The sequence below is a fragment of the Streptococcus sp. HMSC062D07 genome (assembly GCF_001814215.1).
GTDB classification, from domain to species: domain Bacteria; phylum Bacillota; class Bacilli; order Lactobacillales; family Streptococcaceae; genus Streptococcus; species Streptococcus infantis_I.
This window is the reverse complement of record NZ_KV815325.1, coordinates 88,340-110,390: the sequence shown is the minus strand read 5'-3', so window position 1 is coordinate 110,390 and position 22,051 is coordinate 88,340. Positions and strand designations below refer to the sequence as shown.

Here is a 22,051-nt window from a genome sequence, read left to right as displayed (position 1 = left end):
AAAGTCTCGATTTCGTAGTCCCAGCCCCGCGAGGATGATTAGGAGCTTTTTGGAGTCTAAAAGACGAACAAAAAGTTCAATCAGCTACCGCGTCAAAGTTTGATTGCTAATAAAAAATGAGGTCGGGCTCTTTTGTCCCAACCTCTTCTACTATTCATAAAATTGTTTATATGGTTTAGTAAATGATTGCAATATTTCTGGAGAAGCTTCTAAATAGTCTTTAACTTCCTTCAAATTTGCTTTAACAATTATCCGTTCTGTAGCATTAGCATCTTCACAGGTTACCAAAGTCAGCTCGTCAATCCCTTCTCTGTCTTCAATAACATCGATGCGATCTGGAGTTACCTTTTTAACTTCTACTATTTCATATTTATAAACTTTTCCTTTATCTGTTAGATAAATGAACATTCCATTAGTAGCTCGTGCTAAGGGTGAAAATAGCTTCTGATCTGCATCTTTACCAGTGAAAATACGGTGACTTGCTAACGAATAATTTCCCTGTCCCATAACCTGATCAGCTTTCATGGTTCCAGCACCATAGAAAAGGTTCACATTATCCAGCCCCTTAAAAATAGGCAAATTCATTTCAAGTTCTGGAATAGAAATACCCCCAATCACTGGAAGTTGTTGGGAATTCCACTGAGCTGAAAGTACTGCCTCTGAAGATAAGGATTTTACAGAGTCAAAATCAAAATTTCCAGTAGCAGTTTTATTTTCCTCAATTTCCTCCTTTGAAACCTGACTTACTTGATATTTATTGGTATTCCAAATCATAATTACATCACGTATCTTCGAATTAAAAATCAAAGCTAGAGACAAAAGGATTAGAAATCCAGCCAAAATATTAATCAGTAGATTCTTACGCTTATTTTTTTTACTTTTTATTCTTTTTTGAGACATTATTCTTCACTTTCTGTTTCGTTTTCTGCCCCAACTTCTTCTTTCTCAGCTGCCGCAACTGTTGTAAAGGTTACAATCTTAGCATTCTCATCTAGACGCATAACTTTTACTCCCATAGTTGAACGTCCAGTTTGTGAAATATTGGCAACATTTGTTCGAATCATGACACCTGTATCAGTGATAACCATCAAGTCTTCATCGCCTTTTACTGTGAGAAGACCAGCAAGATGACCATTCTTATCTGTAATATTAGCGGTCTTCATACCTTTACCAGCACGACCTTTAGTTGGATATTCAGTGGCAACTGTACGCTTACCGTATCCTTTTTCAGTAATGATAAGAACTTCATCTTGATCGGTAATCACTCTAGCACCAACTACAGCATCGCCTTCACGAAGATTCACTCCTTTAACACCAGTAGCACTACGACTCATGCTACGAACGGATGACTGGTTGAAACGAACTGCATAGCCTAACTTAGTACCGATAATGATATCAGTATCTTCTTGAGTAAGAAGAACATTAATCAATTCGTCCTCATCTTTCAAATTCAAGGCTTTTAGACCATTTTGACGAATGTTGGCAAATTCTTTAACGCTAGTTCTCTTAACAATACCTGCTCGAGTCGTAAAGAAGATGTATGCATCATCACTACGTTCTGATTCGACATTAATGATAGTTTGGATGCTTTCTCCCTCATCCAGTTTCAAGAGGTTAACTACTGGCAATCCCTTGGCTGTACGACCATATTCTGGGATTTCATAACCTTTCAAACGATAGACACGACCTTTGTTGGTAAAGAAGAGCAAGTGATCATGGGTGCTAGTAGAAACCAACTCACGGACAAAGTCATCATCCTTGACTCCTGTTCCCTGTACGCCACGTCCACCACGTTTTTGAGCTGTGAATTCATCTTGATCCAAACGTTTGATGTAGCCTTTGTTCGATAGTGTGATGAGAACATCAGATTCTTCAATTAAGTCTTCATCTTCGAGCGTCAAAACCTCTCCCACCATCAACTCTGTGCGACGTTTATCAGCAAATTTGCGCTTCACTTCATCAAGTTCTTCTTTGATAATTTGCGCAACACGTTCTGGTTTTGCAAGAATATCTGCCAAGTCGGCAATCAAAGCAATGAGGTCATCATATTCAGATTGAATCTTATCACGCTCCAAGCCAGTCAAACGACGGAGACGCATGTCTAGGATTGCTTGGCTTTGACGTTCAGATAGTTTGAACTCGCTCATCAATTCTGATTGAGCTTCTTCATCAGTCTCACTGGCACGGATGATACGAATGACTTCATCAATATGATCCAGAGCAATTAACAAACCTTCCAAGATATGTGCACGCGCCTCAGCTTTTTCTTTATCAAATTGAGTGCGACGAGTCACAACTTCTTTTTGGTGCTCAATGTATGCGTCCAAGATTTGGCGAAGCGATAAAATCTTTGGAACACCATTTTGGATAGCAAGCATGTTAAAACCAAAGCTAGTCTGCATCTGAGTCATCTTGAATAAGTTGTTCAAAATAACATTAGCTGATGCGTCGCGTCTAACTTCAATAACAAAGCGAACACCTTCACGGTTAGATTCATCACGAACAGCTGTAATTCCTTCAATACGTTTCTCTTGAACCAGACGCACAATATGTTCATGCACTTTGGTTTTGTTGACCATATATGGGAATTCAGTAACAACGATACGTTCACGACCAGTTTTTGTTTCCTCGATTTCTGTTCGAGAACGAAGAACAATAGATCCCTTACCTGTCTCGTATGCTTTATGAATACCTGATTTCCCCATAACTAGGGCACCGGTTGGAAAATCTGGACCAGGCAAAACTTCCATCAAATCTTTAGTTGTAACTTCAGGATTATCCATGACGAGTTTAACAGCATCAATGGTTTCACCTAAATTATGAGGTGGAATATTGGTCGCCATACCAACGGCGATACCTGTAGCACCATTTACCAATAGATTTGGGAAACGAGCTGGTAAAACTACCGGTTCGCGCTCATTGGCATCATAGTTATCAACAAAATCAACGGTATTTTTATTGATATCACGAAGCATTTCAAGGGCAATCTTGCTCATACGAGCTTCGGTATAACGTTGCGCGGCAGCACCATCACCATCCATGGAACCAAAGTTTCCATGTCCATCTACAAGCATGTAGCGATAACTCCACCATTGTGCCATACGGACCATAGCCTCGTAAATAGATGAATCACCGTGTGGGTGGTATTTACCCATTACGTCCCCTGTAATACGGGCAGATTTTTTATGAGGTTTATCAGGCGTAACTCCTAATTCGTTCATTCCGTACAAAATACGACGATGAACAGGTTTCAACCCATCACGAACATCAGGAAGAGCACGCGATACGATTACACTCATGGCGTAGTCGATAAAGCTAGTCTTCATCTCCTTGGTCAGATTGACATTCACTAAATTTTTATCTTGCATTAACAAATGCCTCGTTTCACTATTAGTAATTACATATATTATACCATAGTTTGGACTATTTTACAGTCTAACAACACGTGTAAAACGTTTACATATTTATCCCGAAGGTATATCCGTGACAAAGCCTAGCAAAAGTGATAGAATGAAATCAAATGGGGTTCCCCCTTAATAAAATAAAGGAGATGTTTAGACAAATGACAGCAACTAAACAACACAAAAAAGTTATCCTCGTCGGTGACGGTGCCGTAGGTTCATCTTACGCTTTTGCCCTCGTAACACAAGGAATTGCACAAGAACTTGGTATCATTGAAATTCCTCAATTGTTTGAAAAAGCAGTTGGTGATGCCGAAGACCTTAGCCACGCGCTAGCTTTTACTTCACCTAAAAAAATCTATGCAGCTAAGTACGAAGACTGTGCGGATGCAGACCTTGTAGTTATCACTGCCGGTGCTCCACAAAAACCAGGTGAAACTCGTCTTGACCTTGTTGGTAAAAACCTTGCTATCAACAAATCAATCGTTGAACAAGTTGTTGCGTCTGGTTTTGACGGTATCTTCCTTGTTGCTGCTAACCCAGTTGACATTTTAACTTACTCAACTTGGAAATTCTCAGGATTCCCTAAAGAACGTGTTATCGGTTCAGGTACTTCACTTGACTCAGCTCGTTTCCGTCAAGCACTTGCTGAAACTATCGGTGTTGATGCTCGTTCAGTTCACGCCTACATCATGGGTGAGCACGGTGACTCTGAATTTGCAGTTTGGTCACACGCTAACGTTGCCGGTGTTAAATTGGAACAATGGTTACAAGCTAACCGTGACTTGAATGAAGCAGATCTTGTTGAGCTCTTCATCTCAGTTCGTGACGCTGCTTACTCAATCATCAACAAAAAAGGTGCTACATACTACGGTATCGCAGTTGCTCTTGCTCGTATCACAAAAGCTATCCTTGATGATGAAAATGCGGTTCTTCCACTTTCAGTCTTCCAAGAAGGACAATACGGAGTTGAAAACGTCTTTATCGGTCAACCAGCTATCGTTGGTGCGCATGGTATCGTTCGCCCAGTTAACATCCCATTGAACGATGCTGAAACTCAAAAAATGCAACTTTCTGCTCGTGAATTGCAAGAAATTATTGACGAAGCATGGAAAAACCCAGAATTCCAAGCTGCTTCTAAAAACTAATTCAATTTAATTTTAAAAAAAAGAAATGTCTAGACAAAACAGTCTAGACATTTTTTATAACGTTAATCCATTTGTGCAAAAGCTGCTTCAGCTTCTGCATTGCTAATTGCACCTAACTGAATCTTAGCAATTTTACCATTTGAATCAATTAGGTATTCAGTTGGGATACTTCGAATCTGATAGGCTTGGAAGGTAGTTCCCTTAGTGTCATATAAGACAGGTATATCCTTATAGCCCTGCTCCTCAAACCATTTTGGAAATTGGTCGATCGTTTTTTCGCCTTGAAGGCCGGGTGCAATAACAGATAATATTTCAAAATCACGATCTTCTTTTGCAGCAAGTTCCATTAATTCAGGCATACTTTTTTTACAAGGTCCGCACCAAGAAGCCCAAAATTTAAGATAAACTTTCTTTCCTTTATAATCTGATAATTTCACTTCTTTTCCATCCATAGATTGGAGCGTGAAATCCGGTGCTTCTGCTCCTACAGCTATTTGCTTAACCGTTGCTTGCTGCTGTGCTTGAGTCGTTTGATTTTCCTGACTTGGTTCCTTCTCTTCCTTGCCACAAGCAATCAAAAGAAAGATAGATAAGAAACTAAGTCCAAAATAGATTGTTTTTTTCATAGATTACTCCTTTTATCCTAATATTCCAGATAAGACATTTAACTGTCCCAACATTAATAAAATTCCCATGAGAATAATTAGTAAACCACCAATTCTTTTCAATAAGAGTAGGTGAGATTTAATTCTACTAAAATAAGGCATGATCAGACCTGATGCCAAGGCCAATACTAAAAATGGAAGCGCCATTCCAAGTGTATAAATTAGGGTTAATAAAGCCCCTTGAAAAGCTCCATTTCCTCCTGAGGCAGCCAGTGCTAAAACAGAACTTAAAACTGGGCCTATACATGGAGTCCAGCCAAAGCTGAAGCTGATACCCAGTAAAAAGGCCGACAAATATTTGCTAGACTGTTTTTGCTTAAATGTTACTGTTTTTTGTACCTCTAATTTTTGTAAGTGAAGAATTTCCATCTGATGCAAACCCAGTATAACAATCATGATTCCCATGACATAACGGAACCAGTCGGCATAAAGTAAATTCCCAAGAAATCCTGCTCCAAACCCTAGAATAAAGAAAATTAGAGAGATACCTGCGATAAAACAGAGTGTCCGAATCAATCCTGACCAGGCAACATCTTTACCCAAAAAACGAAATGTCCTTGACTCCTCTTGATCATCTAGCAGAACACCTGCGTAGACTGGTAACAAGGGAAAAATACAGGGAGAAAAGAATGACAAGACCCCAGCTATAAAGACAGAAATAAAAAATATAATACTTTCCAATTAAGAACCTTCTTTCATATAGTCATCTTATATTTTACTATAAAAGAAAACGTTTGTAAGATATCTGCTACGCAAATTTGATTTCAACTAAAACGAAAAAAAGGAGCTCAGCTCCCTTTTGATTAATAAGTTCCTTCTTCACCTTGACTTGTCAAGATAACAGGTCCATCCTTGGTAATAACAAACTGATGCTCATACTGACATGATAGACCACCATCTATAGTTTTGTGAGCCCAGCCTGTTTTCATGTCTGTATCAATTTCCCAATCACCTGTATTAATCATAGGTTCGATTGTCAAAACCATACCTTCACGAAGGCGAAGGCCACGACCTGCGATACCATAGTTTGGAACCATTGGTTCTTCATGCATGGTTGGTCCAACACCGTGTCCTACAAGATCACGAACAACGCCGTATCCACGACTTTCAGCATATTCTTGAATCGCTGCACCAATATCGCCGATGCGATTGCCAACAACAGCTTGTTCGATCCCCTTATACATAGCTTCCTTGGTCACGTCCATCAAGTTTTTAACTTCTTCTGATGGTTTACCAACTGCGTATGCCCAACAAGAATCAGCCAAACCACCCGTAAAGTTTTGAGTATATTTTTTCATCTGCTCAACGTTGTTAAAATTGAGTTTAGAAACATTGAGGTCAGACTTCGCGATTGGCCCACCAAGAACCATATCAACCTTGAGGAGGTCACCCTCTTTGAGGATATAATGACGAGGGAAGGCATGTGCTACTTCGTCATTGAGCGAACAGCAGGTTGCATATGGATAGTCCATCATTGCCCCATCAACACCAATCTGTAGTGGAAGGAAATTCTCTTCTTTACAACGACGGCGAACATACTCTTCTACTTCCCACATATCAACACCTGGCTTAATGATATCACGCAAGCCAATGTGGATACTTGCAAGAAAATCACCAGCCTTATCCATAGCTTCGATTTCTCTAGCTGATTTTAATGTAATCATGTTTTCTCCTAGATTCTAATTAATTTTTACAGTTACATTTGCTTTTGATACAATTTGATGATTGAGATAAATGTCATAATCAATAATAGCCGATCGTCTCGTATGATGAATAATTCTAGCTTGAATCCGTAGAACATCATCAATCTGAACAGCCTGTAAGAAGTAAATCAACATTTGTTCAATGATGAGGTTACGACCGCTATTAACGACCAAGTCTTGCGTCATATGAGTCAAGATTTCTGAAAGAACACCATTAGCCAGAACACCATTTTTTTCTAACATAAAGGGTTCGACTGTAATAACAACTTCATCATGATGATAAGATAACTTCTGTCCAATCTGTTCTGAAAAGGTTGGTAAAGTTGAGACCTGAGAACGACTCATTTTTTCCATAACATCACGTCTAGTAATGACACCAAGCAAGGTTTGATTGCTCCGTACAACAGGTACCATTTCAAAATCTTCTGCAATCATTCTCTGGCTCACGTTAGCAATATTCGTTGCTAGGCCTGTCATATAGACCGTTCTTGTCATGACCTTATCAATGGTAGTCCCTGGTGACTTATCTCCAGCATCACGCATGGTCACGACACCAACAACAACCTTGTGCTGATTGATAACAGGGAATCGACTACTTCTATTCTTACGAACTAAATCTAAATAATCTTTTACAGTATCCGTTTCTTGTAAAAAACCATATTCATGACAAGTGCGATAGATTTTTTCAACCGTTAAAATATCTGTCTTTATTTGTACATTTGACAAAGCTCGGTTAATCATGGTTGCAATGGTAAATGTGTCATGTTTACTGCGTAACACTGGGATATTTTTCTTATTAGCAGCATCCAAAACATCTTTATGAACTTCAAATCCACCCGTTACCAAGACAGCATTTTCATTTTCAAGTGCCAATAATTGGATCCGTGTTCTATCACCGACAATAAGTAGACCACCATCATGAAGATAAGAAAGAATATTTTTTTCTGTCATGGCTCCAATGGAGAATTTACTGAATTCTCTCTCCAAACCTGCTTGGCCAGCTAAAACTTCTGAACCAGTGACTTCTGCAATTTCTGCAAAGGTTAATCTCTCAATGGCAACTTTTTTGGACTTGACACGGACAGTTCCACTTCGAGGACGTGTTTCAACCAATCCTCTATTTTCAGCTTCTTTGATAGCACGATAAGCTGTACCATCACTCACTCCCAGCCTATTTGAAATACTTCGAACACTGACCCGTTTTCCGACTGGTAATTCTTCTAAATAAGCTAAAATTTCTTGGTGTTTACTCATTTAGCTCTCCTTTTGTATAGCGAAATTCTAGATAATCCCGCATCTTACGAGTATATCGATCACTACCCTTGAAACGACGATATAGAACGAAGCCTGATTTTTGTGCAACCTTTTGACTAGCACTATTTTCTAAATGCGTCACAATAGAAAGTTGCTTTAATTCAAACTGATCCATAGACAAATCGCGTAATTTAGTCACTGCTTCCGTCATATATCCTTGAGACCAATAATCTTTCCTTAAAAAATAGCCAATTTCTGCTTCTTTACGGATTTCATCCAGCTTTTCAAACTTGATGGCTCCAATCATCTTCTGTGCTTTCTTATCACAAATCGCCCAAATTCCCAAAGGTGATTTCATAAAGTAGTTAGCAAGAGCATATTGACTTTCCTCAATGCTGGCTTGCGTAGGAAAAATAAATTGGAGATTTTCAGGGTCTGATGCTAGAGCATGAAAGTCATCTACATCCGTAAAAAAGAATGGACGGAAATACAAACGTTCCGTCTCATAGAAAGAATACATTGCTAATTTTGTCCAGATATTCATTGTGTTCCTCAAAATGGCTAATCTTCGATTAGCTCAATATCTGCTCCAAGCTTACGTAATTTCTCAATAATATTTGAGTAGCCTCGTAGGATGAATTCAACATTGGTAATCTCTGTTTTTCCTTCAGCCATCAAGCCAGCAATAACCAAGGCAGCTCCAGCACGTAGGTCTGTCGCCTTAACTTTTGCACCCTGCAAAGGATTTCCACCCTTATAAAGGATGTGGTCGTTTGTTGTTGAAATATCTGCGTTCATTTTAGCTAATTCAAAGACATGGTTCACACGTTTTTCATAAATGGTATCAATCAGTGTTCCTCGTCCTTCTGCTTTCAACAAAAGTGGTGTAATCGGTTGTTGAAGGTCTGTAGCAAATCCTGGATATGGAGCAGTCTTGATATTAACAGCTTTTAGATTTTTCTGCTCTTCAACAAAGATACTATCTTCAGAAACAGTCATATGAACACCCATTTCTTCAAGTTTCGCAATAAAACCTTCTAAATGTTCATAAAGTACATTGTTAATAAGAATTCCTTGTCCCACAGCAGCAGCTAAAGAAATATAAGTACCAACTTCGATACGATCTGGAATAACTTGATGACGTGTGCCGTGTAGAGATTCAACACCATCGATAGTAATCATATCCGTACCTGCACCACGAATATGAGCTCCCATATTATTTAACAAAGTAGCTACATCAATAATTTCAGGCTCTCGAGCAGCATTTTCAATGACTGTACGTCCTTGAGCTTTTACTGCTGCAAGCATCGTATTAATAGTTGCTCCTACACTTACAGTATCCATATAAATACTAGCACCCTGTAACTTAGAACCATTAGTTGAGAGATTCATATTATCTCCCTCATAGGTTGTCTTAGCACCCATAGCTTCAAAAGCTTTCAAGTGCAAGTCAATAGGACGAGGACCCAAGTCACATCCACCAGGCAAACCTACTGTTGCTTCACCAAAACGTCCAAGAAGACTACCGTAGAAATAATAGGATGCGCGAAGACTGTTAATCTTACCGTATGGCATTGGTTTATTTTGAACACCACGAGGATCAATTTCTAGAACGTCATCATAGCGCTTAACACTCGCACCCATAATTTCCATAATATCAACCAAACTAGCGACATCGGAGATATCTGGAACACAATCCAAAATAACTACATCATCTGATAAAATAATAGCAGGAATCAGAGCAACTACACTATTTTTTGCTCCGCTAATGGTTATCTCACCCTTTAATGGACGTCTACCGTTAATGACTATTTTTTTCATTATTTTTTTTATACTCTTTCACTATTTATTCATAAGGTCTCACCCTATATTATACCATATTTCCTTCTTATTATCTATCATAATAAATCAAATAAGCTCCTTAAGATTTTATTGATTTAAAACAGTTTCTGAAGTAAACTTAAAAAATAACTGATACAAATATTGTTCAAGAAAAAAAGCTTTCCAAAAATCTTGGAAAGCCTTATTTAATGTTTATTTTGCGATTGGGTAAACAGAAACCTGTTTCTTATCGCGACCTTTACGTTCGAAACGTACTACGCCTTCAACTTTAGCGAACAAAGTATCGTCTCCACCACGTCCAACGTTTACACCTGGATAGATGTGTGTACCACGTTGACGGTAAAGGATTGATCCACCAGTTACAGTTTGTCCGTCAGCTGCTTTAGCTCCAAGACGTTTAGCTTGTGAATCGCGTCCGTTTGATGTAGAACCTCCACCTTTTTTGTGGGCGAAAAGTTGCAAGTTGTTAAGAGTCATTTTTAACATAATGTTTTCCTCCGTGTTAGTTTTCTGTGATAACTCTGGTTTGGACGAACTCAGAAGAGTTCTCCGATAAGTTTGCCATACCTAAGAAAAATGATTCAAAGAATAATTGTGACATTTCTCTCTGGTGAGAAGGAAGATCTTTTGGAATTTCAACCATCAGATAGCCACCTTCATCTTCGTTTAATTCTAAGATTGGTTCATAGCCTGCAAATTTCTCAATGGAATTGATAAAGTTTATGGCAAGCGTAGAAACCGATGCACACACGACATCTAGGCCGTATTCGCCACTCTCGGCGTGTCCAGTAATCTCCGCACTCCTCAGCTCGCCATCTTCGGCTCTCTCAAAGACTGCTTGTATCATGTGTTCTCCTTAAAATTAAGCGTTGATTGCGTTGATGACAACTTTAGTGTATGGTTGACGGTGACCTTGTTTACGGTGGCTACCTTTTTTAGGTTTGTACTTGTAAGTAACAACTTTCTTTTGTTTTCCTTGTTTTTCAACAGTTCCAACTACAGTAGCTCCAGAAACAAGTGGAGTTCCGACAACAGTGTTTTCACCACCAACAAGAACAACTTCGTTAAAAGTAACTTCTTGACCAGCTTCAACGTTCAATTTTTCAACGTAAACTGCTTGACCAACTTCAACTTTAACTTGTTTTCCGCCAGTTTTGATAATTGCGTATGTGCTCATTATGCACCTCCTATGATTTTTTGGGGTTTCCCCGAATTTTTGTGAAGACTCGCCTAGCATCGTGGGACGAACCACTTAAAAGAAGAGCTCTTAGTATAACAAAGAATAAACTAGGAATTAAGCTGAAGACATAACTTATGTTAGGCAAGGCGATAATGACGAAGTTTAAATTTGTTATACGACGAGCAACGATGTTCGTGCGGTTGCACAGGATCGTGCATAGTCAACTCTACAAGTATAGCATGATTCCAAATTTTTGACAAGTATTTTCACTCAAAATTCAGCCTTTTATCAGACTTTTTTTGTAAAGAAGATAAAAGCATACTTAGATAAAAAATACTCATCATGATAGGGACACCTAAAATCGTTTTTTCGTTGAAGATAATCGTTAAGTAAGCTGAAAATACTACTCCTAGAATGAAACTAACAAGTAGGCTCACAAAAATCAATCCTTCCATCAAAAAGGCTGTGTGCTTGGTCCGGACGTATTCGCCAAAAGCCAACATGGTGCGTTTGATATTTCCCGTCATAAAGGCATTGTTATAGGCAATTCCAGAAACCTCTCCAAAAGCTGTTGTAACCAGACCCATACAAAAAGCCAGAGGAGGAATAATAAACATGTTATCAACACTCAATGGAACAAAGCCGATTATCAATGATAAAATAGCTAATGGAACAAGTGATAGAATGGGTTTTTTAACAATGCGAAGTTTTTCCTTGTAAATCGTAAGCAAAAAAACGCCTAACATGAAAGATAAAAGTGTCAATATCTTTATTTCAGCATCAGCCAAATTTCTCTGAACGATTCCGACTGATAGAAATACCACATTCCCTGTTTGCCCAGCGACTAAGGTATTGCCTCTTACAATAAACGTATAGGCATCTACATAGCCTGCACAAAAAGTCAAAAAAAGCGCCAATCTTTTTGAATGACGAGAAATCTTTCTCATAGGTAATAATCTCATACTAAACTCCTAAATTTACTGTAACTATTGTACCATTTTTTCTAGAAATTTCGAAGTATCAAAGCAAAAGAATTATCTCAAGGTAACGAGTTGGCTCTTTCTATGATATAATGAAATCAAACATTACTTGTGGAAAAGGAGTAACTATGCTAAAACTTGGTATCATAGGAACTAGTTCAATCAGCCATCATTTTCTAGAGGCTGCCCATACTAGCGGGAACTTTCAACTGGGTGCAGTCTATTCTAGAAAAATAGAAACCGCAGAAAAGTTTGTTGAACAGTATCAAGGCGTTAAGCTATTTGATCAGCTAAATGATTTCTTTAATGATTCATTCGATGTGGTATACATTGCTAGTCCCAATTCCCTGCATTTTAGTCAAGCAAAGATGGCTTTATCTGCTGGAAAACATGTTATCCTTGAAAAACCAGCTGTCACTCAACCACAAGAATGGCAGGAATTAGTTCAAACGGCTAAAGATAATAAATGTTTTATCTTTGAAGCAGCAAGAAACTACCACGAAGATGCTTTTACCACAATCAAAGACTTTCTTGCAAACAAACAAATTCTGGGTGCAGACTTTAACTACGCTAAATATTCTTCTAAGATGCCTAACCTACTTGCTGGCGATACTCCTAATGTTTTCTCAGACCGTTTTGCAGGTGGTGCACTCATGGATCTTGGTATTTATCCTATCTACGCTGCTGTTCGCTTATTTGGAAAACCGACTCATGCAACCTATCAAGCTCAGAAACTAGATAATAGTATCGATTTGAACGGTGACGGCATGCTCTACTATCCTGACTATCAAGTACACATCAAAGCAGGAAAGAATATCACTTCTAATCTTCCTTGTGAGATTTATACTACTGATGGAACCTTGACACTTAATACAATCGAGCATGTCCAATCAGCTACTTTTACAGACCATCAAGGAAATGAAGTTCAACTTCCTATCCAGCAGGCTCCTCACACCATGACTGAGGAAGTTGCTGCTTTCGCACATATGATTAAGCAAGCAGACCTGAATCTCTACCAATCTTGGATTAATGATGCGACACACGTCCATGAGCTACTTTATACCATGCGCCAGAATGCTGGCATTAGATTTGAGGCAGAAAAATGAAAACCAAACTACCTACCGAATGGCAAGAATTGATTGATCAACTGGGATTCCAAGAATTTACTCCCATTCAAACTCAACTTTTTGAACCAATAACAGAAGGTGAAAACCTACTTGGAGTCAGTCCAACTGGTACAGGGAAAACTTTAGCCTATCTCCTACCTAGTCTTCTCAAACTGCAAAAGAAAAAAGCCCAACAATTATTGATTTTAGCACCTAATACTGAGCTTGCTGGACAAATTTTTGAAGTCACTAAAACCTGGGGTGAGGCTATCGGATTAACAGCTCAGCTATTTCTATCCGGTTCGAGCCAGAAACGCCAAATTGAACGACTTAAAAAAGGACCAGAAATTCTGATTGGAACACCTGGTCGTATCTTTGAACTGGTCAAATTGAAAAAAATCAAGATGATGAACGTGGAAACAATCATTCTAGATGAATTCGATCAGCTGCTTGATGATTCTCAGATTCACTTTGTTGAGAAGATTACCCACTACGCACCTCGTGACCACCAATTCATCTACATGAGTGCCACGACCAAATTTGACCAAGATAAGATTGCACCTAACACGCGCACCATTGACCTTTCGGATCAAAAGCTAGATAACATCCAACACTTCTACATGCAGGTGGACCAACGCCACCGAGTCGATATGCTTCGTAAACTGGCACATGTTGAAGATTTCCGTGGACTTGTCTTCTTTAATAGCTTGTCAGACCTAGGTAGTGCAGAGGAAAAATTGCAATATCGTGATGTTTTAGCAGTTTCACTAGCTAGCGATGTCAACGTTAAATTTAGAAAAGTTATTCTAGAAAAATTCAAAGATAATCAACTGACACTACTTCTTGCGACAGACCTTCTCGCTCGTGGTATCGACATTGATAGCCTGGAATGCGTGATTAACTTTGACGTCCCTAGAGACACGGAAACTTACACTCACCGTGCTGGACGTACAGGACGCATGGGTAAAGAAGGCTATGTCATCACTCTTGTCACCCATCCAGAAGAACTTAAAAAACTGAAGAAATTTGCAAGCGTACGTGAAATTGTCTTGAAAAATCAGGAACTGTATATCAAATGAGAGTGGGACAGAAATCGGTAATTCGTTAGAATTCGATTTCGTCGTCCCACCTCCGCACAGTTGAGTAGGGCTGTAAAAGCTGATGAAATCAGCGTAGTAGAGCCCACTCAACCACTGCGTCTTGCTCGACAATCCAAAGACAATTGAGAGGCTAGGACTTTTGTCCCAGCCTCTTTTTCTTATCCCCAAGTAATTTCTAAACGATAGTTGGCAAATGGAACCCCTTCTTTGTTCTGAAGTTGATAGGCTAGTTCAATCTTCTCTTCACCTACTTCATAGTGGCTTGTTTGGATGATAAACTCCTGCAGGCCCATAGGTGTTGGAATATAGGCTAAACTATCAGTATCCTTGAGAAAACGCATGATGGTCTTGGGATTTGAGAAACGTGTCATGACAAGTTCCTCCCCGTTAAATTTCAAAACTACCTTTTCTTGCTCCTCATTGTAAAACAAAAGATAGGAAAAATCGCCCTTTTCCCGTAATTCAACATCATAAAGTTGGTCGATTACTTCCAATTGTTCATCGAACTTGATGGTATTTCTCATTCTAATCTTCACAACTATTCCTCTTTCTTCTCACTTATCCCTACTATTTTACCAAAAAGGCACGGAATTTGCTATAATGGTCTTATGAATGAAAAAGTATTTCGTGACCCAGTTCACAACTATATCCACGTTAATAATCAAGTCATTTATGACCTGATCAATACCAAAGAATTTCAGCGGCTCCGTCGCATCAAACAGCTTGGGACATCTAGCTATACTTTCCACGGTGGAGAACATAGTCGTTTTTCTCACTGTTTGGGTGTCTACGAAATTGCCCGTCAAATCACTGAGATTTTTGAGGAGAAATATCCTGAGGAATGGGATTCTAACGAGTCACTATTAACCATGACTGCGGCTCTTCTACATGATCTCGGACATGGTGCCTACTCTCATACTTTCGAAAATCTCTTTGACACCGACCATGAGGCCATTACCCAGGAAATTATCCAAAGCCCTGATACAGAGATTCAGCAGGTTCTTTTGCAGGTTGCACCGGACTTTCCAAAAAAAGTAGCCAGCGTTATCGATCACACTTATCCAAACAAACAGGTAGTTCAACTGATTTCTAGTCAGATAGACGCTGACCGCATGGATTATCTCCTTCGCGACTCCTACTTCACCGGTGCTTTTTATGGTCAGTTTGATCTCACACGGATCCTTCGTGTCATTCGTCCTGTTGAAAATGGCATTGCCTTTCAGCGTAATGGGATGCATGCCATAGAGGATTATGTACTCAGTCGTTACCAGATGTATATGCAGGTTTATTTCCACCCAGCCACACGCGCCATGGAAGTCCTTCTGCAAAATCTTCTCAAACGTGCTAAGGAGCTCTATCCTGAAAATAAGGACTTCTTTGCCCTTACATCCCCACATCTACTGCCATTTTTTGAGAAGAAGGTAACCTTATCTGACTATCTTGCACTTGACGACGGGGTTATGAATACCTATTTCCAACTCTGGATGACTAGTACAGATAAAATTCTAGCCGATCTTTCGCAACGTTTTATCAACCGTAAGGTCTTCAAATCTATTACTTTTTCTGAGAACGACCAAGACCAGCTTGAAATCATGCGGAATTTCGTAGAAGAAATTGGTTTTGACCCCAACTACTACACTGCTATCCACAAGAATTTTGACCTTCCTTACGATATTTATCGACCAGAGTCTGAAAATCCTAGAACACAAATCGAGATTGTCCAAAAGAATGGCGAGCTGGCAGAACTTTCTAGCCTATCTCCTATCGTTCAATCTCTTGCAGGAAGCCGTCATGGTGACAACCGCTTCTACTTCCCTAAAGAAATGCTTAAGCAAAACAGTATTTTCACAAATATTATTCAACAATTTTCAAAACTGATTGAGAATGATCATTTTACTCCAGACAAGAAATAACAGAGGAAATTTATGAGTATAAAACTAATCGCCGTCGATATTGATGGTACCCTAGTTAATAGTAAAAAAGAAATTACTCCAGAAGTTTTTGCAGCTATCCAAGATGCCAAAGCAGCTGGAGTCAAGGTTGTCATTGCAACAGGACGCCCCATCGCTGGTGTTGCCAAACTCCTTGACGACTTGCAGTTGAGAGATGAAGGTGATTATGTTGTGACCTTCAACGGTGCCCTTGTCCAAGAAACTGCTAATGGTCATGAGATTATCAGTGAATCCTTAACTTACGAGGACTATCTGAATATGGAATTTCTCAGTCGTAAGCTCGGTGTCCATATGCATGCTATTACCAAGGATGGCATCTACACAGCCAATCGCAATATCGGAAAATACACTGTTCACGAATCAACCCTCGTCAGCATGCCCATCTTCTATCGTACACCTGAAGAAATGGCTGATAAGGAAATCGTCAAGTGTATGTTTATCGATGAACCGGAAATTCTCGATGCTGCTATTGAAAAGATTCCAGCAGAATTTTACGACCGCTACTCTATCAACAAATCTGCTCCTTTCTACCTCGAACTTCTCAAAAAAGGTGTAGACAAGGGTTCAGCTATCACTCACTTAGCTGAGAAACTCGGTTTGAACAAGGATGAAACTATGGCTATCGGTGACGAGGAAAATGACCGTGCCATGCTTGAAGTTGTTGGTAACCCCGTTGTTATGGAAAACGGAAATCCAGAACTCAAAAAAATCGCCAAATACATCACTAAATCTAATGACGAATCAGGCGTTGCTCATGCCATTCGAACGTGGGTGTTGTAGAAGAAATGGATACATGAAAACCGCTCAGCAGAGCGGTTTTTGATGTCTGATTACTGCCAAGATTACAGAGAATAAAGCTAGTTGCAGCCACTGCTCCAACACTAATTAAGGATTTAGTTTTGACTTTATTTAACATCTTAGACCTTCTTTCTATAAAAACTAGGTCAAGCATACCAGATAAAGCTTGGAGCTTTTATCACAAGAAAAAGACTCCGGAGAGTCTTCGCATTACTTATGCAATTCTTTATTACTCAATGTATGAAAAATCCCCCACAGAAGAATATTTACAATGATAAACAGCAATATTTCCACTAAATTAAAGTCTATCAAATTCCGTGACCGCATTGCCACCATAGCTTGGGAGTAGGGATAGATTAAAGATAATTTATCAGATACAAAAATCATCATGAATCCTACGAAAGTACCAATAGAACCAATTCCCACAGATTTACTAAAAACACGAGTTTTAGCTGTCACAAAAAACTGTACTGCCATCATACTAATTGTTCCAAAAATCCCCAATAAATCCCACTTAAGGTAGGTGAACAAATTAGAAATTTCTAAATGAATTAGGTGAGCACTGACATAAAAAATACCAAACAAGAACAACTGTAAAACAGCAATAAACAAGATAATTACTATTTCTTTTGCCAACAATAATTTCCCAAGACTGACATTATTAGCTCTGAGAAATTCAATATTTTTCCTATCAAACTCTTTTCCTAACATCATGGCTACATAAATGCTGACCAAAATCGGAAAGAAAAGCTGGCTATAATAGAAGGTCAATTGTCCCCATAAAACAGGCACTTTTTCACTTTCTGCAACCATAGAATAAGCTGCACCTAAGTAAATACCAAGACCAATCAGGCTACAAAAAGCTAAGAAGAAAATACCAATCATCAACATGGAAAATTTTTGGGTTTTCCGCCATTCTACTGATAGATAAGACATCATAGCTTGCCTCCTTTCTTTTCAACTAGATAGAGAGATAAGAAGAGATAGATTAGGGCTATTGGCAAATATGTAAAGAGTTTAAATCCTAGGTTTGTCGCCAAAACATAACTCACTTGACTGGCGACTTTCTGGTAATCCACCAGAGACAGATATGCTATACCACCAAATGGGAAAATCAGCTGTAGAAAAGCTGTTGCATGACCAAATCCAACTCCAAGAAATCCTCCGAAAATCCCTAATGCCATTATCAATGCCTGCTTTTTCAGTAAAAACTGCAAAGTCAAAAACAGACAGGTTAAGACAAAAGATGCTAGCAAGAAAATGACGATTTGCCAGAGGATTAGGCTAACAGGCATTTCTAGACCAGAAAAGTTTGCAATCAACTGGACTACTACTCCCTCCAAAATAGCGAGAAAGGTCAAAACGAACATAGTCAGGCCAAGCTTACTCAGAAAGATATGCCGTACATTTTCACCATTTGCCAAAAGCAGTTTGAAAGTGTTGCCCTCCTTCTCGTTCTTGACAATCCGGGATACAAAGAGAGCAATCACGATAGGGAGAATCAAGCCATTTACTTCTTTTATCATATAGAAAATTAGGTTAATCTGGTGCATATCTGGATTACTTAGGTAGCGTGTAGCGACTGCAATTGCCCAAGCAAATCCGACTCCCATGACTAGTATGCTAATGAGGAAGGATTTGGTTCGTTTTGCCTTGAGCAATTCAATAGACAAATTATTTAACATAAGACTCACTCCTTGGTTAAGTTGAGGAAGATAGATTCCAAGGTTTCTTGTTCTTGCTTCACTTCATAAATTGGAACTTTCTCGACTATTAAATCTCGTAACAAACTAGAAATCTGCTGATCGTCAAGTTTAGTCAGCTTGAGTTTATCCTCTTGTATCTCTAACATCTTGCACGGATAACCAAATAACACTTGGCTAATGGCTTCACGTCGACCTCTAAAATCCCCACGCACTTCCAGCCATTTATTGGACTGAATTTTACGAATTTCTCCCTCGTAAACCAGTTGACCATGATTGATAATCCCTACACGGTCAGCGATATGCTCTACTTCAGAAAGGATATGGGTAGAGATGAAGACAGTAATGCCCTGTTCTTTTGCCAACTTGATAATCAGTTCCCGAATTTCATGAATCCCTGCTGGGTCTAGCCCGTTTGTTGGCTCATCCAGTATCAACAAACGCGGTTTCTTGACTAAGGCAAAGGCTAAAGCCAAGCGCTGTTTCATACCCAGAGAATAATCTTTAACCAATTTTTTCTTGTTTTTAGGTTGATCTAACCCCACAATTTTCAAGGTTTCCTGAATATTTTTCTTATCAAATCCAAGGATTTTTTGGAAGACCAAGAGATTTTCATAGCCTGTCAAATTAGGATAATAAGACGGTTCTTCAATCATAGAGCCAATCTGATTAAGATACTGCTTGTCCGTACCTATAGATTGACCGAACACTTCAATCTCCCCATCTGTACGAGAAATCAAAGACAAAATCATCTTCATGGTGGTTGTTTTCCCAGCTCCATTTGGACCTAGAAAACCATAAATCTCACCTTGTTGAACTGATAAGGAACTAAGGTTAACTACCTGAGTGTCCTTAAATACCTTTTGTAAGTTTTTTATCTGTAAAACATTACTAATCATTATGAACTTCCTCCTCAACGAGATTCATTTGTTGTTTAGCCATTTGGAAATACCTCACTGATTAAAATTTATTTGCGAAGTATCTCTATATAGGTTATGTCTTTATTATAGACATGCTAGATTAATTTTAAACTAAGCTAACCTTAATTTTACATTAAGATTAAAGTATCTTGCTTTTTTCACTCTTTTAAATGGTATAATATAGATAAGCGAGGTAAGATTATGAATTTCGAACAACAGCTCCTGAATAAGCACATCCTTATCATTGATGACGATAAAATTTTAAACTCTTCCATAAGAGATATTCTCACTGCATACGGATTTTCCAATCTAACATCAGCCTATGATATAGAATCTAGTTTGGACATGATTGAAACAGAGCAGTTCGACCTTTTCCTTTTGGACATTATGCTACCCGATGGGGATGGCTACACATTAGCAAAACATATCCGAAAAAAAGGCGATACTCCTATCCTCTTTCTGACTGCCAAAAATAATCCTGAAGATGAGATAGCTGGTTTCAATGCTGGTGGTGATGATTATATCATGAAACCCTTCATTCCAAAAAATCTTATCTATCGTATTATGGCTCTGCTCCGTAGAAGTTATAAATCAGAACAGGAAACAATACAGATTGGACAGACTTTGGTGAGTTTTCGGAATGCAACAGTACAAAAAAATGGAGCAGAAATTTCTATTACGCCAATTGAAATTCAGATTTTGAAAAAACTTTACGATAATAAAAATTACATCGTTTCAACCGAATCTCTCTGTGATACGATTTGGGGAGTGGATAGCTTTGGTTATGAAAACTCTTTGACTGTACATATTCGGAAAATTCGAGAAAAAATAGAAGAAAATCCTTCAAAACCTCAATATTTAAAGACAGCTAAAGGGCTAGGATATAAATTGTTATCATGATTATGAATCAAACCAAAATTTTAAGGTATTCACTAAAGAAATTTATCTTTTCTTCCATCATTATCTTTATTACCAATATTATTCTAATTGCCAGTTTTGTTTTCTACATTAGTAAAAAGCAAACTGCTACTGAGACTGTGAAAATAATTTCTGAACACATTACCATCACAAATAATAACGTCCACATACCTGAAAATGATATTTCTAGTCTAAAAGAACAAAAGTTATGGCTCATGGTATTGGATAAGCAGACTGGAAAACAAGTGTACGAACAGTATAAACCTACAGAAGTTCCTTCGCAATTTGACTACGGGGACATTTTACAGTTTTCTCGCTATTATCTTTCAGATTATCCTGTTTTTAGTCAGATAAAAGGTGGATACATCATTGTTGTTGGTTTTCCAAAAGATAAAATTGCTCGTTATAGTTTTAATTACTTAGATATAGATAGTCTCCGCCTGTTTCCACTAATAGCATTTGGAGTATTGCTTTTCAACTGCCTTTATTTCGCTTTTCTTTACTACTATGGCGTGACGCATATCAATCGTAAAATTGTGCCTCTTGTAACTGCTATTCAGAATCTCCCATATGGTTTAAAAAATCCAATAAATTCTATATCAGAACTAGAATATCTTACAACTGCAATTAATCAAACCGATACTCTACTCAAAGAGAATGAAGTCTTTAAAGAGCAATGGATTTCAGGTATTGCACACGATATCAAAACACCTCTTTCTGTCATCATTTCTAACGCGTCCTTGTTAAATGATTCTGAACTAGATACACAGTTTAAAAAACATATTCGTCCAATATTGACGGAATCCTATTACATCCAAAATGTTTTAAATGACTTAAATATAGTAGCTCGCCTTTCATCCGGTCATCTTCAATTAAATCAGACTGAAACAAAAATTATCCCCTTCTTCAAAGACATTCTCATCCATATTTTAAATCAAGAAATCTGGAATGAATTTGAATTTGAATTTGATTACGATTATTCACTTGTTAATCAATCTATCATGATTGAGCAGTTTTTAATCACAAGAGTTATCCATAATATCATCTACAACTCTGTTTTACATAACGAAAAGGGTTGCACAATAAGAATCCACTTATACAAAAAAGATACAAATGTAATTGTCGAAATCAAAGATAATGGACAGGGAGCTTCACCAGAAAAAATTGCTGAACTTAATGAATTATCTTTTAAAAATATTGATATTTCTAAAATTAGAACGACTGGCATTGGTCTAAAAATTTCAAAACAAATTGTTGATTTGCATCAGGGCTCTATTTCGTTTGCTAGTGTCCAAAATGAATTCTTTGAAAGTATCATTTCACTTCCGATTTTCAACATTACCAATTAGATAAAAAAATGGAGAAGAACCATTAGAGTCTT

The 22,051-nt window shown here is 38.3% G+C and carries 23 protein-coding genes, 1 pseudogene and 1 other annotated feature; of the genes and pseudogenes, 7 read left to right on the top strand and 17 right to left on the bottom strand.

What is annotated here, in order from left to right; genetic code table 11:
• Positions 1-150: 150 nt before the first annotated feature.
• Together HMPREF2957_RS02705 and gyrA are read right to left on the bottom strand one after the other, a co-directional pair.
• On the bottom strand, positions 151-900 hold the full coding sequence (locus HMPREF2957_RS02705) for a class A sortase (RefSeq protein ID WP_070677285.1): 750 nt from the start codon (positions 898-900) through the stop codon (positions 151-153).
• Entirely contained in the window at positions 900-3,368 is a 2,469-nt protein-coding gene (gene gyrA, locus HMPREF2957_RS02700; RefSeq protein WP_070677282.1) for a DNA gyrase subunit A, read from the bottom strand. Before gyrA ends, HMPREF2957_RS02705 begins: the two co-directional genes overlap by 1 nt.
• Positions 3,369-3,562: 194 nt before the next feature.
• On the opposite strand from gyrA, the gene HMPREF2957_RS02695 reads away from it, so the two are divergent.
• Positions 3,563-4,549 (top strand): L-lactate dehydrogenase, encoded by a 987-nt coding sequence (locus HMPREF2957_RS02695; protein ID WP_004253416.1) that lies wholly within the window; start codon positions 3,563-3,565, stop codon positions 4,547-4,549.
• A 62-nt stretch (positions 4,550-4,611) separates the two neighbouring features.
• Here the strand turns inward: HMPREF2957_RS02695 and sdbB are convergent, their stop codons facing one another.
• The 10 genes from sdbB to HMPREF2957_RS02645 form a co-directional block, all read right to left on the bottom strand.
• Positions 4,612-5,175, bottom strand: coding sequence for a thiol-disulfide oxidoreductase-associated lipoprotein SdbB (gene sdbB, locus HMPREF2957_RS02690; protein WP_070677279.1), 564 nt, complete (start codon positions 5,173-5,175; stop codon positions 4,612-4,614).
• Between the two features lie 12 nt (positions 5,176-5,187).
• Complete coding sequence (gene ccdA2, locus HMPREF2957_RS02685; RefSeq protein ID WP_070677276.1) at positions 5,188-5,895, bottom strand: thiol-disulfide oxidoreductase-associated membrane protein CcdA2; 708 nt, start codon at positions 5,893-5,895, stop codon at positions 5,188-5,190.
• A 122-nt stretch (positions 5,896-6,017) separates the two neighbouring features.
• Entirely contained in the window at positions 6,018-6,878 is an 861-nt protein-coding gene (locus HMPREF2957_RS02680) for a methionyl aminopeptidase (RefSeq protein WP_045763436.1), read from the bottom strand.
• A gap of 15 nt (positions 6,879-6,893) precedes the next feature.
• Positions 6,894-8,171 carry a CBS-HotDog domain-containing transcription factor SpxR gene (gene spxR / locus HMPREF2957_RS02675; RefSeq protein WP_036757618.1) on the bottom strand — a complete coding sequence of 426 codons (1,278 nt, stop codon included), beginning with the start codon at positions 8,169-8,171 and terminating at the stop codon, positions 6,894-6,896.
• Positions 8,164-8,715, bottom strand: coding sequence for a GNAT family N-acetyltransferase (locus HMPREF2957_RS02670; protein ID WP_006145664.1), 552 nt, complete (start codon positions 8,713-8,715; stop codon positions 8,164-8,166). Before HMPREF2957_RS02670 ends, spxR begins: the two co-directional genes overlap by 8 nt.
• A 17-nt stretch (positions 8,716-8,732) precedes the next feature.
• Positions 8,733-9,992, bottom strand: a complete 1,260-nt coding sequence (locus tag HMPREF2957_RS02665) for a UDP-N-acetylglucosamine 1-carboxyvinyltransferase (RefSeq protein ID WP_070677273.1) — start codon at positions 9,990-9,992, stop codon at positions 8,733-8,735.
• 213 nt (positions 9,993-10,205) lie between these two features.
• Complete coding sequence (rpmA, locus tag HMPREF2957_RS02660; protein WP_000916509.1) at positions 10,206-10,499, bottom strand: 50S ribosomal protein L27; 294 nt, start codon at positions 10,497-10,499, stop codon at positions 10,206-10,208.
• A gap of 16 nt (positions 10,500-10,515) precedes the next feature.
• Positions 10,516-10,860, bottom strand: coding sequence for a ribosomal-processing cysteine protease Prp (locus HMPREF2957_RS02655; RefSeq protein ID WP_070677270.1), 345 nt, complete (start codon positions 10,858-10,860; stop codon positions 10,516-10,518).
• A 15-nt stretch (positions 10,861-10,875) separates the two neighbouring features.
• Positions 10,876-11,190: a 50S ribosomal protein L21 gene (gene rplU, locus HMPREF2957_RS02650; protein WP_003007734.1), complete on the bottom strand. Its 315-nt coding sequence runs from the start codon at positions 11,188-11,190 to the stop codon at positions 10,876-10,878.
• A 35-nt stretch (positions 11,191-11,225) separates the two neighbouring features.
• Positions 11,226-11,405, bottom strand: a sequence feature (ribosomal protein L21 leader region).
• 54 nt (positions 11,406-11,459) lie between these two features.
• Positions 11,460-12,155, bottom strand: coding sequence for a YoaK family protein (locus HMPREF2957_RS02645; protein WP_070677267.1), 696 nt, complete (start codon positions 12,153-12,155; stop codon positions 11,460-11,462).
• A 146-nt stretch (positions 12,156-12,301) separates the two neighbouring features.
• Between HMPREF2957_RS02645 and HMPREF2957_RS02640 the strand changes: the two genes are divergently transcribed.
• Both HMPREF2957_RS02640 and HMPREF2957_RS02635 read left to right on the top strand, forming a co-directional pair.
• Positions 12,302-13,279, top strand: coding sequence for a Gfo/Idh/MocA family protein (locus tag HMPREF2957_RS02640; protein WP_070677264.1), 978 nt, complete (start codon positions 12,302-12,304; stop codon positions 13,277-13,279).
• Positions 13,276-14,358, top strand: coding sequence for a DEAD/DEAH box helicase (locus HMPREF2957_RS02635; protein ID WP_070677262.1), 1,083 nt, complete (start codon positions 13,276-13,278; stop codon positions 14,356-14,358). Before HMPREF2957_RS02640 ends, HMPREF2957_RS02635 begins: the two co-directional genes overlap by 4 nt.
• A 179-nt stretch (positions 14,359-14,537) precedes the next feature.
• On the opposite strand, the gene HMPREF2957_RS02630 is transcribed toward HMPREF2957_RS02635, so the two are convergent.
• The gene (locus HMPREF2957_RS02630; RefSeq protein WP_148131969.1) at positions 14,538-14,915 is read right to left on the bottom strand and encodes a YwiB family protein; all 378 of its coding nucleotides are present in this window, start codon (positions 14,913-14,915) and stop codon (positions 14,538-14,540) included.
• A 72-nt stretch (positions 14,916-14,987) separates the two neighbouring features.
• Here HMPREF2957_RS02630 and HMPREF2957_RS02625 point away from each other — a divergent pair, with 72 nt between their 5' ends.
• Entirely contained in the window at positions 14,988-16,292 is a 1,305-nt protein-coding gene (locus tag HMPREF2957_RS02625) for an HD domain-containing protein (protein ID WP_070677255.1), read from the top strand.
• Between the two features lie 12 nt (positions 16,293-16,304).
• Positions 16,305-17,111: a sugar-phosphatase gene (yidA, locus tag HMPREF2957_RS02620; protein WP_070677252.1), complete on the top strand. Its 807-nt coding sequence runs from the start codon at positions 16,305-16,307 to the stop codon at positions 17,109-17,111.
• 37 nt (positions 17,112-17,148) lie between these two features.
• Here yidA and HMPREF2957_RS09105 read toward each other — a convergent pair.
• The 4 genes and pseudogenes from HMPREF2957_RS09105 to HMPREF2957_RS02605 form a co-directional block, all read right to left on the bottom strand.
• Positions 17,149-17,247, bottom strand: a pseudogene (locus HMPREF2957_RS09105) (peptidylprolyl isomerase); the annotation flags it as partial.
• A 92-nt stretch (positions 17,248-17,339) separates the two neighbouring features.
• Complete coding sequence (locus tag HMPREF2957_RS02615; RefSeq protein WP_006149384.1) at positions 17,340-18,068, bottom strand: ABC transporter permease; 729 nt, start codon at positions 18,066-18,068, stop codon at positions 17,340-17,342.
• The gene (locus HMPREF2957_RS02610) at positions 18,065-18,814 is read right to left on the bottom strand and encodes an ABC transporter permease (protein WP_070677249.1); all 750 of its coding nucleotides are present in this window, start codon (positions 18,812-18,814) and stop codon (positions 18,065-18,067) included. The genes HMPREF2957_RS02615 and HMPREF2957_RS02610 overlap by 4 nt, the downstream gene beginning before the upstream one ends.
• Before the next feature lie 5 nt (positions 18,815-18,819).
• The gene (locus tag HMPREF2957_RS02605) at positions 18,820-19,731 is read right to left on the bottom strand and encodes an ABC transporter ATP-binding protein (RefSeq protein ID WP_083312331.1); all 912 of its coding nucleotides are present in this window, start codon (positions 19,729-19,731) and stop codon (positions 18,820-18,822) included.
• 222 nt (positions 19,732-19,953) lie between these two features.
• On the opposite strand from HMPREF2957_RS02605, the gene HMPREF2957_RS02600 reads away from it, so the two are divergent.
• Both HMPREF2957_RS02600 and HMPREF2957_RS02595 read left to right on the top strand, forming a co-directional pair.
• A complete protein-coding gene (locus HMPREF2957_RS02600) occupies positions 19,954-20,652 on the top strand; it encodes a response regulator transcription factor (protein WP_070677247.1) in 699 nt (232 codons plus the stop codon).
• Positions 20,649-22,019, top strand: a complete 1,371-nt coding sequence (locus HMPREF2957_RS02595) for a sensor histidine kinase (RefSeq protein WP_060955831.1) — start codon at positions 20,649-20,651, stop codon at positions 22,017-22,019. The genes HMPREF2957_RS02600 and HMPREF2957_RS02595 overlap by 4 nt, the downstream gene beginning before the upstream one ends.
• Positions 22,020-22,051 lie beyond the last annotated feature (32 nt).